Source organism: Thiocapsa rosea (assembly GCF_003634315.1).
Lineage (GTDB): Bacteria > Pseudomonadota > Gammaproteobacteria > Chromatiales > Chromatiaceae > Thiocapsa > Thiocapsa rosea.
In genome coordinates this window covers 1,445,787-1,458,277 of sequence record NZ_RBXL01000001.1, presented here as the reverse complement: position 1 = coordinate 1,458,277, position 12,491 = coordinate 1,445,787, and the positions used below count along the sequence as shown (strand labels likewise).

The following is a 12,491-nucleotide window of genomic DNA, read 5'->3' as shown; positions in this document are numbered from 1 at the left end:
ACGGACCCGATAGGTTTTGGGATGGACGTCGCGAAGCAAACCAATTAAGGGAGAATTACGGGGATGAGACAGTACCCACCAGCAACCGGTCATCGACAATCGTTTGATGATTGGGTCTCACGATGAACGAAGACAAACTGTTGGAACGCATCACCGTCAATCGCGCCATCTTCGAACGTAAACCGATCATTCGCGAGCGATGGCGGTAGAGCATGTCCTGGGAATGCGTACGGCCGGTGACGATTTCGAGACTGTTTTCTACGGTTACCTCTAGTTGGAGCAAGCCAAAGGGCCAAAGCTCGCAATCATCCAATAGGAGATTGCGACACCCCTACGCACTGAAGCCGAACATCAAGAACCCCCGAATACGAACTATAGGAAGCATTGTTTGACATGGCTAACAAAGCGCTACTTATCCTTGAGAGCCCCTGGTGGGATCTAAACAATTCCAATGGCAACCAGGCATCGGTTCTACCTTTTTTTGAAGGGTTGGCCAGATTGGACCAAGACCTCCAAGTTTATTACACGATGTTTGTCGACTCAAAGAGCTTTGAAGGCTCGCTAAAACATTTATTGACAGCACCTCAAGAACGCCTTTTCCTGTATGTCGCATCTCACGGATATGGTGGTCGCATAGCAAACTCGAATTTTTCCAATATCAGCAAACTCCTCGTTGATAAGCTACAGCGCGACGGAGGCAAACGAGTAGAAGGGATTATTTTCGGCTCTTGCGAAATCGGAGGAGCTCAAAACGACGTCCACCTATATCTCTTGACAGATGCCGCAAAAGTCGTTTGGGTTTTCGGGTACAAGACCCTGATTAATTGGACACCGTCCGTCTTGATTAACATGAATCTCGTAAGCAACTTAGCTCAGATGGATAAAGATGGTCTGTCTACGCGAGATTCGATCATGGAGGCAGCGACCTCCGCTTTAAACCTATTCAATCCAGACGTCATGATCGGATGGAACAGACGCCATGATTCCGAAAATGATCCTCCCGATGTTGCTGTTAAGGATGCCGTACGTTTTATTGTCCGGCCCCGTGGTCGAGGAAACGTATCGCAAGACAACACTTTAGCGTTATTCTAGAAAAGTAAATTGCAAGTTCTCCGACACATTTAGGATCTAAGAATGGCATCTTTTCTTCGTGCATGGATGCTATAATGAGACCTGATTAGAAAGAATCTTCCGCCAGGCTCACGGAATGAGCCACCGGCCGGCGCAGACTGGTCTCAGGTCCACCATCCGACGGAGGCTGTCATGGCTATGAATCGAATTCAGTTCCAGCACGGGATGTCGCTGTGAGAGCATTCCCAACAGTTCGGTACCGAGGCCCAGCGCGTGGCGGCACTCGAGCGCCTGCGCTGACCGGATGGGTTCCGCTGTCCGAGCTGCGGCGGGTCCGCGCACTGCGTGCTGCGCGGCGGTACCCGCAAGACCTTCCAATGCAACGCCTGCCATCACCAGACCTCGCTGATCGCCAGGACGCTCTTCGAGGCCACCAAACTGGGACTGACCGTGAGGTTTCTGGCCATTTATCTGATCGGCGAAGCCAAGACCGGGCTCTCGGCCTTGGCGCTGAAGCGCGACCTCGGGGTCAGTTACCCCACCGCTTGGCTGAGCCACCACAAACTGATGCAGGCGATGGTCGAGCGCGAGGCCGCCACGGTGCTGTTCGGAACCGTGCAGGTCGACGACGCCTACCTTGGCGGTGAGCTCGTCAACGGTGCCGCGGGGCGTGATTCGGAGAACAAGGTGTCCTTCGTCGGCGCGGTCTCGCTCAACGACCAAGGCCATCCGCTGCGCGCCAAGTTCACCTCCTTGTCCGGCTTCCCGACCGTCGTCGGGACACGCAAACCCAGGGACTTACCGATGTTTCGCTGGGTCAACACCGTCTTGGGCAATCTTAAGACCAGCTTCAACGGGGCTTACCACAGCTTCGATTTCAGCAAGTATGCCGCCCGCTACCTCGGCGCGATCGCCTTTCGGTTTAATCGCCGCTTCGATTTGCGCACCCTGCCGACCCGCCTGCTGGTGGCGGCGACGGCTTGCGGCCCCCGCCCCGAATCGTGGATTCGGCGCGTAGCTGACGTTCCTTGCTAATCAGGAGCTTCTGATGCCGAAGCCGAACAATGCCAAAGCAGGTGGTAAGTCCAGCGGCCATGCCACTGCTGGGTGAGCTTTTTCACGATCAGCGAGAAGAGCGTCCTTCTTGCGTGAAAGTCCGCCGGCGCATGCATGCCGGTTAAGTCGCTCAGGCTCACCTTTGCTATTGCTCGTCACAAGCGGGAACGTATCGACACAATTTCTTTCCGCGATCGCGTCGAATTTGAGAATGTGGGCGCCCCAAATGCCCTCATCCGGGGTGCCGTAGAGGCAAACCCATTGATCCGCAGTTCGTTGATTGACCCAGTCCAGCATTGGCTCGAATACATGCGCCTCCCACAGCGCGGCTCGCGAGGGATAACGAGCACCGTCCTGGCACCACCCGCAACGATAGCGACCGTCGGGTGTGCGCACCTCGGTGACGTCGAAGTCGCCGATGATGTCCCAGTAGACGCCGCGCTCATCGTGAATCATGAGCTCGGCACTTCCCTGCCGTTGACGGATCTGGAAGCTCAACTGTGGCGCCAGCCCTACGAAACGCAGCGCAAAGCCGTTCTTGCGGGACTCTACGATCCAGGGCGGATACCGGAATCGCCGGGCGTGCTCGCGGATCCATGCGTCGTAAGTGCAACGGACAAAGTTCTTCGGCATTTTGCAATGCACTCCAGCGGATCGATAGATGGATCAACCGTACGCCCCTCCATCCAGGTGTCGGTGGAGGTGATCTCATGGGCAGCTGCCACCCATCCTTTGGCGCTCGTTGGTTTTCGTTCTGACGTGTCAGCTTGCGACAGCTTTGCGAACCCCGCCATCCTCCGATCAACGATTGCGCAGGCAATAATCCCCGCTGCTCGACCAACCCGACGGGCACCCGGCGCCGATCTTCGGCACCGCCGGCCGCGCCTGAGTCCCCGCCAAACAATAGGCACCGCTGGTTGAATAGCCGCTCGGGCACGATCCGCGTTTCTCCAACGCCGCACGGGCCTTCGCGCCGGGCTTGCAGTAGGCGCCGCTGGTGCTGTAGCCGCTCGGACAGGTGCCCGACTTGGCGATCGGCTGCACGGGCAACGCCGAATCTGCCGATGCGGCGAGCGGGATCAGAACAGCGCCGAGGAGCGAGCATCTGATGGTCGCGATGAAGGTCATGGATGCACTCCTGTGTCGTGGTGTCGAAACGTCGGACGATGCCGCAGGGATGCGACACGACCTGTCGTAAAATCCCGGATCATACTCGGGACCAAAACCTACAACTGCTCGCGACACCCACTCCGCAATGAAACGCAGAACCTTCATCCACGCGATGAGCGCCGCCGGTGCGCTCGGGCTGACCAGCCATTGGACACTCGCCGAGGCCGTCGGTCGTGCGGCGAGGGCCCAACCGCTGACCCCGGTCTTCGACCGCCTGCCGAGCCTCCTTGCGGCGGCAGCCCAAGCGCAACAGTCTCCCGGTCTCGCCGGGTTGCTCACCGACGGCATCGATCAAAGCCGCGCCGCGCGCGACCTCCTCGATGACTGGGACACCCACCTTCACCCCTTGGTGATCGCCCTTGGACCCGCGGCGGAACGTATCCTGGACCGCCTTCCCGAGCGGATCGCGATCCCCGCGGATTGCGGTTTGTACCGCACCGGTTCGATGCAAAGTGGTCAGGCGGCCGAAGCGTTGGCATTGCGCCTGGACCGATGCGCCAGCACCCTGCTGCTGATCGACCCCTCGGATGATCAGGCGCGACGCGATGCGCCGATCTGGACCCGACACCTGGCTGCATCCGAGGTCTATCTGCGCGCGGCGGTCGTCCTCGACACGCCGGCCGAGGGTCTCGATCCCGATTGGCGCGCAACCCTGGATGGCCCGGTCATCGAGATCGGCAGGGCGTGCGGCGATCTGGATACGGCTGCGCTGATCGAGGCCATGCTGCCCGGTCTGCCCTTCTTCCAACCGGCGATGATCTGCTGCGACCCGGTCGATGTGCGCACCATCCTCGCCTCGGGACCATTCGCCCGGACCACGGCGGTGCGCTGGACGCGCCCCGAGGAGCGCATCGCCGCCATCGCCGAAGTCTGCGCCGACCTGGTGTCGACCCGCAGCCGCGGCGCCCTGGGCTGGCTCCATACCGACCTGACGATCACGATCGACGAATGGGACATTCTGAACACCCTGCTGACCGAGCGGCTCCCTCCGAACGCGGATCTGTTGTTGACGCCGTTTCCGAATCCGAAGCGAGGTCACGGGGAGCGCCTGCTGAGCTTGACGGTCGTGGGGGATTGAGATGGAGCCGCGCCGGGCGCGACATGCGCTGTTCGATGTCGTTCCTGGACGGTTTTAGACTGGCCCCGCGATTCGTCCCAGAATCAAAGACACATTGTCGGGCGCACCCGCATCCAAGACCGCATCGAGATAGACGGCGGCCTGCTCCTCCGGTGGACGCTCCGCACGATAGAGCGCCTCCAACGCCTGCTGCCCCAGCGTGTCGTGCAAACCGTCCGTGCAGACCAGAAGGGTGTCCCCCGGCGCCCAATCGCCCAGCCGCCAATGAATCGCGAAGTCCTCCTCGGCCTCGTCGGCGATGAGCATGTGCTCGAGATCCTGATAGAGCTGACCGACGGACTGGTCCGCGGCGACCTCCCCGCGCTCGACCATGGAGTTAAAATAGGTGTGATCCCGCGACAACTGCTGCCAGCGACCCGCGCGGTCGATGCGATACACCCGCGAATCCCCGACGTTGAGCACGCTGAACCGCCCCGCGCGCCATTGCAGCAGCGCCAAGGTGCAAGCCGACCCGCGGGTGCGGCGATCCCCGGCGAGCGCTCGGCACAACGCGGGATGGACGTGCCTGCGAATCAGCCGCGGCCCGATCCAGCCGTCTTGCAGTAACCCGTCATGCTGCGGGCCGATTTCGCACAGGGCCTCGAGCACGGCGCGGCTTGCACGCTGCGGGCAGGGGCTGATCGCGACGCCGTCGGAGACGGCGCAGAGTCCGTCCTGGCTCTCGGAGATGACCGGGCGCGTGCGAAGATCGGGAGATTGACTCACAGCACCCGCGACCAAGAGCGCATCTTGCTGATCGCGGGCGAGCAGGCCACGGTGTTGCGCAAACGCGAGCTCGATACCGTGGCTCAACTGCAGATCTCCGGTGGGCCGCAACTGAGAGGCGACTTTTCAAGCGGGGCCACGCGCACGATCGACCGCGATGTTGCGGCAGCAACGATCCGCAGACCGATCGTCACGGCAAAATCCTTTCATCCCAGGCCCGATTCCCGTCGTCCGGAATATGCGCCAACGCCCAGGCGGCGAAATTGAACGACGGGCGGGGGTCGGCGGGGGTCGGGGTCGCGGCGGGGGGGCGGGGTCGGGTCTTGACTTTTGCCTCAGCAAAAGTCCGACCCCCGCACCCGCCCCACCCCGTCCCCCGCACACCCGGCAGAAGTCAGCGGTCCGATTCGGCCACGAGGGCCACGATCAGATCCTCGCAGAGCCACAATCCCGCGCCTTGCAGCTGTCGGAACGCATCTTCCACCGACGCGATCAAACCTTTGCGCTTGGCAAGCACGACGATGCCAGATGTACTCATTGTTCGCACTCCCGGAACGCGAGCGCATCGCCTTGCCGCGCGGTCATCGACGATGGCCCCGAAACCCGAGCTGTGCAAGGATAAGGAGAGCACGGCGGTTTCACCTGCACCCAAGCCCATACGGCAACGGCCGGGTCGGCCGTGGGCGCTGTCTTCGGTGCCCAGACTGACTCCGGTCGACCGCGCGTTGCCGGATCGTCGTAGATTCGGCTAACCCCCTCGTTCCACACTGCCTCGGGAACCGACAACTCCGAAAACAGTTTCGTAAGCACCGGGTTAAGTCCCGTCCGCAACAGGGTGATCAAGGGCGATGCATTGAACACGACTCGTATCAATCGGCATATTGTAGCTCCGCCAAGACCTCATCGGCGGTGTACTGGAATGGGCTGACCTTGTATCGACCGAGTGCCGTGATGAACTCGGCCCGTGTCACCCCCGCGATTTCCGCCGCGCGGCCTTGCGAGACGAACTCCAGCTCATACCATTTGACCGCGGCAGCAATCCGCAACTCGCGCGTAAACTCCTCGGGGTCTTTACGCAGGGTCGCAAAGACTTCCTTGGGCGTGTCCAGGGTCAGTTGTGTCATCGTCAACCTCCGTATCATCCGCGACCGTGTTCGGCGCCGATGGCCAGTCGCTCCAACGTGCCCGATGAGCGTCCCAATGCCGATTGGTCGCAGTGATCTCCTCATGGTAGGACAGGATCGCGGCGAGCCGGTTGCCGCGCAGATTCTGGAAATCGGAGTAGTCCGCCCGATGCTTTGCCGCGCGAGTCCGTGTTGGCACCCAGCCTGCAATTCGAGTCGAGGAATTCGCGAGACTCCGCTTCGGTCAGAATCGCGGGCACAGGGGTCTTGAAATCACTTGCCCAGTGAACCGACCTTGATACAGCCGATCCGCCGACTACGCGCTCGAACCAGCACACTGCGCGACTGACAATGCAGCAGGGACATCTAATTCGCTTAAACCGGGAATAACGGATCTGAAGACCCCGGATTAAGCGTCGGCCGGCCCACTTTGCCAAGGTCACGCCGTCAGCGCTCGCCGAAAAAGGGAGCCGACAAGCGGGATTTCTCAGCTTCGCCACCGCCCCGGCGCCGACCACCGGCATGTTCGCCGGATCGAGCAGGCGGATGTCGGGTAGCAGGGTGACCTTACGGTCACCCCGCCCCCTAAGGTAGGGTCGAGAACTGGCGCGCCGAGGTTAGGGTCCGGTGGATCCTCCAGCGCTTTCGCGCTGGCCCTCAGTCCGGCTCCCATGATCACGTTTCCAGCCCCCGCCACGTCAAACCCGGCGTGCCGTTTTCCGGCACCGGGCTTTCCTGCCGACTTCACATCCAGGGTTATGAGACCGCTTGCACTGGGAGCGCTTTCGGCTTACGCAGCCCGATTCGGTACCCGTCGTAGAGCCCGAGCACCTCGTATAGCCACGTCCTACTCCACCTCTTCCAGCCAAAGCCCTGACGCTGCCGCGCGCGCATCAGATGGCGCCGAATCTTCTTCTCCACCCAATCTTGGACATACCCGAAACAGCGACTGGAGTGCCCCACCCGAAAGTAGCCTACCCACCCCCTGAGGATCGGATTGATCAAGGCGATCACCCGATCGATCGGCTGCGAGCGGTAGCGGCGGAACACGTCCTTGAGGCGTTGTAGGATCGCGGTACGCGCCTTCATCCGTGGCGTGTAACGCGCGCCCCAGACCCCGCGCCGAGTCTTGGCCCGGCGGAAGTCAAAGCCCAGGAAGCTGAATGCCCCTCCCCGGCTCAGGTCCAGCCGTCGTGTCTTGTCTTGATTGAGTTGCACATCGAGCTTGGCCAACTCCTCGACCAAGCGTCGCCAGGCCGCGTCCTTGAGCCAGTTCCACCGGCGATACCCATCGACCAAGATCACCAGGTCATCGGCATAACGGGCATACTCGATATAGGTATAGCGTCCGTTGCGGGTGACCTCCTTGGCCCGCTCCAGCATCCGGTCGACCTCGTTGAGGTAGAGGTTACTGAGCAGGGGTGAGATCACACCGCCTTGCGGAACGCCCCGCTTGCCACTGGCCTTGAGGATACGCTTGAGCAAGCCCAAGACCTGATCATCGCGGACCCGCTCCGCCACCTTCCCCAAGAGGAGATCGTGACGAACCGTGTCGAAGTAAGACGCCAGGTCCACATCAATCACATAGGTCTTGTTGCTCACAATGGCCTCGGCCACGCGCTGCACGGCTTGATGCGCCGTGCGCTTGGGTCGGTATCCATAGCTTCCATCCTGGAAGTCAGCCTCGAAGATCGGCTCCAGAATCAGCTTGAGCGCCCCCTGGACCACGCGATCGCGAATGCAGGGAATCCCCAGGACGCGCATGCGCCCGTCTCCCTTGGGAATCTCCCGGCGGCGATTCGGTTGCGGTCGGTAGGTTCCGATGACCAGCTCATCCCGGATGCCTTTCAGAAACGCCTCCACGCCAGCCGCCTCGATGGCCGCGAACGTCACCCCGTCACTGCCGGGGGCACCGTTGTTCGCTTTCGCCATCGCATAGGCCGCGTGCAGGGTCTCCTCTTTGCACACGTGGACGTAGAGTCCCCAGAAGCGCCAGGCCGGTTCAGCCTTCGCCTTGATGTAGATCCTCTTCCTCAGGTCTTGCAGATCGATGGGCGTCGTTGTCATCTCGCCCCTGCCTCCCATCTTGTTCAAGGATTGCCAACAGTAGGGCGCCTTCGCTCCACGGACATTACCCCGCTTCAGCGCTACTACGCGCCCATCCGCCACCCGCTCGCCTTCGGTCCACTTCCCGGTGTCGCCGGTTATAAGACCTACCTTGCTCCGGGGATTTCGCCCCGGGGCGAGACGGGCTTCTCCAGTTGCTTAGCGTGCCCTTGCCACCATGCCGTCGCTACTCACCCCGCCGAAGTGGTCGGATCGTCTCGGTCAGATTTCGACCCGCCATGCTGCCTTCGCCCCACGGTTGCAGGCTCGGCCTTCGGAGCTACGCATTGTCGAGGCCATCATTGCGTTCACTGTTGTTACGGCCTGGTGACTCGCCACCTCCCCAAGGAAGGTGCTGTCGATCGGCTTCAGAGTCTTGGTCTCCCGCCACCCTGCGATCCAAGCTACGGGGCTCCTGACTGTTACCCCGGCAGGACTGTCTCCTGCTGAACACGCCAGCCTTCGCTGGACACACAACCGTGCTTGCGACTTTCACCGCACACGGCTCAAGCCTTGAAAAGGCACCGTGAAGCACCCGGCGATCAACGGGGGTTCGGCTAAGACGCGTCACGCGACGAGCCATGCAGGAGCCTGCACGGGTAGCCGTCCCCGCTGACGCCCGCGACGCTCGACGAAATAGTCGGCCTGTTGCGGGTCGTAGGGGTTGGCGTCGCCGCGGATCTTCACATGGCGTCGAATCGGGATACTCGCCATCCGAAAGAGCGTGACCGATCCGTCCGTGAACACCCAGTCTCGGCCGTCCTTGTGGGCATAATAGCGATCCTTGAGCCACTTGCGGCCTTTTTGGGGATGTCGTCGTTTGGCCCAATTCCATGTCATGCACCAGATCGCGTGATCGATGTCGCTGAAGGTCTCCTTGCTCACGACATGGCGGTAGTAGAAACCCCATCCCCGAATGACGGGATTGAGGCGCCGGATCAACACATCCTGCGACAGGCTGCCGCCCGCTTCGAGGAGGGTCCGGACCTTTTCCTTAACCGCGGCGATACTGGGTTTGGCCGGTGTGATGAGCAGTTTTCCATGATACTTGCGCAGATTGAAGCCGAGGAAGTCGAACCCGTCGTCGATATGCACGATCCGGGTTTTCGCTTCGGACAGCTCCAGGCCTCGCTCCATGAGGAACTGCTGCACCAGGGGTTTGACCTCATCGGCCAGCAGCGCCAAGGACGCGCCGGTGATGATGAAGTCATCCGCATAGCGGACCAGGTTGACCTTGTCACGGGGGTGGAACCGCGCACGCAGGCGCTGCTCCAGCCCGTCGAGGGCCATATTGGCCGCCGTCGGGGAGAGGATCCCCCCTTGCGGAGTGCCTTGCGTCGTAGGACGGAAGACCCCGCGTTCCATGAAACCGGCCTTGAGCCAGCCCCGCAGCTTCCCTTGGTTCGTCGGGACATGTTCGAGGAGCCACGGATGTGACAATTCATCGAAACAGGCCCGGATATCCCCTTCCAGAATCCATTCGGCGCAGTTGCGTCGACACAGTGCGAGAAAACACCCGGCGATCGCATCATGCGCCCCGCGCGCCTTGCGAAAGCCATAGGAGCACGGGTCGGCCAGGGTTTCCGACACCGGATCCAGCGCCAGCAACTCCAGGGCCTGTTCGGCCCTGTCGGCGTGCACCGGAATGCCGAGCGGGCGGCGTTTTCCGTTTTTCTTGGGGATGTAGATCCGTCTAAGCGGTTTTGGCCGGTAGTCCCTTGCATTCAACCGATGGGCTTGTCGCCACTTGCGCGCGGGGGTATTCAACAGCGCACCATCGACCCCCGGCGTGTTCTTGCCCCGATTGGAACTCACCCGCTGCACCGCCAAGAGTTTGGCGGCGAGCGAGTTGGCGAGCAGGCGTTGCAGCGACCGCACGCGGTGCCACTTGCCGGCTCTGACCGCCTTCACGATTCGCGCTTGGAGTCGGCCGACGAGACGACGTATCCTGGACCAGTCGATGGCAAACCAGGGCGCCGTCCCATCCCGAGGGCCTTCAATGATGCCGAGGGCAATCATCGTCTAAAGAAACCCGTCGGGTTGAGCCTGTCGCAGGCGTGTTTCGTGAGTCAAGACCCGCCGGAAGTCTGCCCCCTTTCGGGGTAGGGCAAAGCTTGAACCCCTATCCGACCCATTACGGATCGGCATTCGCTTTCTCCGGCATCCTTTACCCGCTCGCCCGCGGGTCGACCCTTGCGGGCCGCTGTCCACCGTCCTTGTGGGAGCGATCGGGCTTACCACGTTTCGCATGTGTACCATTCCCGAAGGGGTTAGGCTCCGCCTCTCCGCCGGCAGCGCGACATCTGCGCGGGGCCAACATTGGAAGCCCCGACCTGACTGCCCACCTTTTGGTCCATGCCTGGTCAGCCTCTTTGGCATGTTCTTAGTAACGACGGCTCAACAGCGATTCACCTGAGTTAGCCTTGCCCTTCAACCCCGGCTCCCGACCGCCTCGAGGCTGGCAGTCGCGACCTCCCCTCGCGGTTTGGTCGCCCGTCTGATCGACGGAGGCTACCGTGTCCCGGACGCTTCGCACCTCGGGGTTACCCCCGACGCACGGCCCGGTAGGGTACCGGCGGCAGAACGCCGGATCTCTTTGATCTCCTTGATAAATACACATGCGACATCGTGTCGCACGAATGTCGTTAAGTTAGCGTTTTTTGAATCATAACCCTCTGACAATGTTAGAATAGTTCTGTATTCACAACCCGATGCGAGGGCACCCAAATGGTACTCAAACCCAAGGCGACTGACTTCACCCCCACTGAAATCGCACACATAACGGGGATTTTCTTCTATCTATAGGGCTATAAGCAATACTTTGGCATCGTCGGACTTCATGGAGCGCCACCGGGTCGGGGAGAAAGCGTTCACGCGCGATCGTAAGCTGCCGCTGCCGCAACTGGTGAGGTTTTTGCTGAACTTACGCAAAGGTGCCAACCAGGACGAATTGGATCGCTTCTTCGAGGTCGTGTGCGAGCAACCGCTGGCCGACAGTGTCTCCAAGTCGGCTCTGACCCAAGCCCGCGCCAAGCTGCGTCCCGAGGCGTTCAGCGAACTCAGTGATGTGCTGGTGAACGAGGCGATGCGTACGCTGCCGATGCGCCGCTGGCATGGTTTTCGGCTGCTGGCGGTGGACGGGTCGACGTTTCTGTTGCCCAAGGAACCGGCGATCGTGGAGGCGTTCGGGCAAACCGGAGAGGTCACGCCGCAGGCGCGTTTCTCGCGGCTCTACGACGTCCTCAATCGTGTCATCGTGGCGGCGGACATCGAGCCGTTGAGCGTCGGCGAGCGCATTCTGGCCGGCGAGTATCTGCCGGCGACCCGGGTCGATGATCTGCTGCTCTACGATCGCGGCTATCCGGCGTTCTGGCTGTTTGCCTCCCACGCCGTCGAGCAACGCCACTTCTGTGTCCGTGTGCCGCGCGCCTTCTGCACCGAGGTGGAGGCGTTTGCCGCCGGTGGCGCGCGCAGCGCCGTGATTGAGCTGACGCCCTGCGATGAAGCGCGTCGCCAATGCCAAGCCTTTGGCTTGCCGACCGAGGCGCTGCGGCTGCGCCTGATTCGGGTGCACCTGAAGAGCGGGGAGGAGGAGTTCCTGATCACCTCGCTGCTCGACGAGGAGGCATTCCCCACGCCGCTGTTCAAGCACTTGTACCATCTGCGCTGGGGCATCGAGGAGGGGTACAAAACGGAAAAATCCCGGGTCGAGGTGGAGAACTTCTCCGGGCGCACGGTGCACGCACTCAAGCAGGACGTCCTCGCCAAGATCTTGACGCTCAACCTCACGGCGATCCTGGTGTGGGTGGCGCAATGGATGACCACGCGCCTGTATCAGGAGCGCCGACGCGGCTATCAGGTCAACTTCGCCAATGCACTGTCGAAAATGAAGGACAACGTCGTGCGCCTGCTCTCTTTGGAGCCACCGCCCGGCCTCCTTGAACGGCTCCTCTGTGCCATGGCACTGGAGGTGGAGGCGATCCGGCCCGATCGGTCGTTCCCGCGTAACATCAAGTCCACGAAGCCAAAACGCTTCCATCCCAACTACAAGCGCTGCCGCTAGGGCTTAAATTAATGGCATTGGCAGGCGGATCTGCACCAGCACACTTGCCTGATCCCAG

At 61.4% G+C, this 12,491-nt stretch carries 11 protein-coding genes and 1 pseudogene; 4 read left to right on the top strand and 8 right to left on the bottom strand.

The window, feature by feature from the left end:
* Nucleotides 1-393 precede the first annotated feature (393 nt).
* Both BDD21_RS27380 and BDD21_RS06695 read left to right on the top strand, forming a co-directional pair.
* The gene (locus BDD21_RS27380; protein WP_147431002.1) at nt 394-1,092 is read left to right on the top strand and encodes a hypothetical protein; all 699 of its coding nucleotides are present in this window, start codon (nt 394-396) and stop codon (nt 1,090-1,092) included.
* Nucleotides 1,093-1,263: 171 nt separating this feature from the next.
* Nucleotides 1,264-2,106 (top strand): annotated as a pseudogene (locus tag BDD21_RS06695) (IS1595 family transposase).
* Here the strand turns inward: BDD21_RS06695 and BDD21_RS06690 are convergent.
* Nucleotides 2,107-2,760: a hypothetical protein gene (locus BDD21_RS06690; RefSeq protein ID WP_120796494.1), complete on the bottom strand. Its 654-nt coding sequence runs from the start codon at nt 2,758-2,760 to the stop codon at nt 2,107-2,109. It lies immediately after the preceding pseudogene.
* A gap of 168 nt (nt 2,761-2,928) precedes the next feature.
* Nucleotides 2,929-3,255, bottom strand: coding sequence for a hypothetical protein (locus BDD21_RS06685; protein ID WP_120796493.1), 327 nt, complete (start codon nt 3,253-3,255; stop codon nt 2,929-2,931).
* A 127-nt stretch (nt 3,256-3,382) separates the two neighbouring features.
* Here BDD21_RS06685 and BDD21_RS06680 point away from each other — a divergent pair, with 127 nt between their 5' ends.
* Nucleotides 3,383-4,375 carry a hypothetical protein gene (locus BDD21_RS06680; protein ID WP_120796492.1) on the top strand — a complete coding sequence of 331 codons (993 nt, stop codon included), beginning with the start codon at nt 3,383-3,385 and terminating at the stop codon, nt 4,373-4,375.
* A 54-nt stretch (nt 4,376-4,429) separates the two neighbouring features.
* Here BDD21_RS06680 and BDD21_RS06675 read toward each other — a convergent pair whose 3' ends face one another.
* The 6 genes from BDD21_RS06675 to ltrA (BDD21_RS06650) all read right to left on the bottom strand — a co-directional run bounded on the left by BDD21_RS06675 (nt 4,430) and on the right by ltrA (BDD21_RS06650) (nt 10,389).
* Nucleotides 4,430-5,227 (bottom strand): PP2C family protein-serine/threonine phosphatase, encoded by a 798-nt coding sequence (locus BDD21_RS06675; protein WP_120796491.1) that lies wholly within the window; start codon nt 5,225-5,227, stop codon nt 4,430-4,432.
* Nucleotides 5,228-5,534: 307 nt separating this feature from the next.
* Nucleotides 5,535-5,792: a PIN domain-containing protein gene (locus BDD21_RS29365; RefSeq protein ID WP_484421905.1), complete on the bottom strand. Its 258-nt coding sequence runs from the start codon at nt 5,790-5,792 to the stop codon at nt 5,535-5,537.
* Complete coding sequence (locus BDD21_RS29360; protein ID WP_484421900.1) at nt 5,675-6,001, bottom strand: hypothetical protein; 327 nt, start codon at nt 5,999-6,001, stop codon at nt 5,675-5,677. Before BDD21_RS29360 ends, BDD21_RS29365 begins: the two co-directional genes overlap by 118 nt.
* 8 nt (nt 6,002-6,009) lie before the next feature.
* The gene (locus BDD21_RS06660; protein ID WP_120796488.1) at nt 6,010-6,264 is read right to left on the bottom strand and encodes a UPF0175 family protein; all 255 of its coding nucleotides are present in this window, start codon (nt 6,262-6,264) and stop codon (nt 6,010-6,012) included.
* A 756-nt stretch (nt 6,265-7,020) separates the two neighbouring features.
* A complete protein-coding gene (gene ltrA, locus BDD21_RS06655) occupies nt 7,021-8,331 on the bottom strand; it encodes a group II intron reverse transcriptase/maturase (protein ID WP_170164696.1) in 1,311 nt (436 codons plus the stop codon).
* 606 nt (nt 8,332-8,937) lie between these two features.
* Nucleotides 8,938-10,389: a group II intron reverse transcriptase/maturase gene (gene ltrA / locus BDD21_RS06650; protein ID WP_120796487.1), complete on the bottom strand. Its 1,452-nt coding sequence runs from the start codon at nt 10,387-10,389 to the stop codon at nt 8,938-8,940.
* An 802-nt stretch (nt 10,390-11,191) separates the two neighbouring features.
* On the opposite strand from ltrA (BDD21_RS06650), the gene BDD21_RS06645 reads away from it, so the two are divergent.
* Nucleotides 11,192-12,433: an IS4 family transposase gene (locus tag BDD21_RS06645; RefSeq protein ID WP_120796486.1), complete on the top strand. Its 1,242-nt coding sequence runs from the start codon at nt 11,192-11,194 to the stop codon at nt 12,431-12,433.
* Nucleotides 12,434-12,491: the final 58 nt, after the last annotated feature.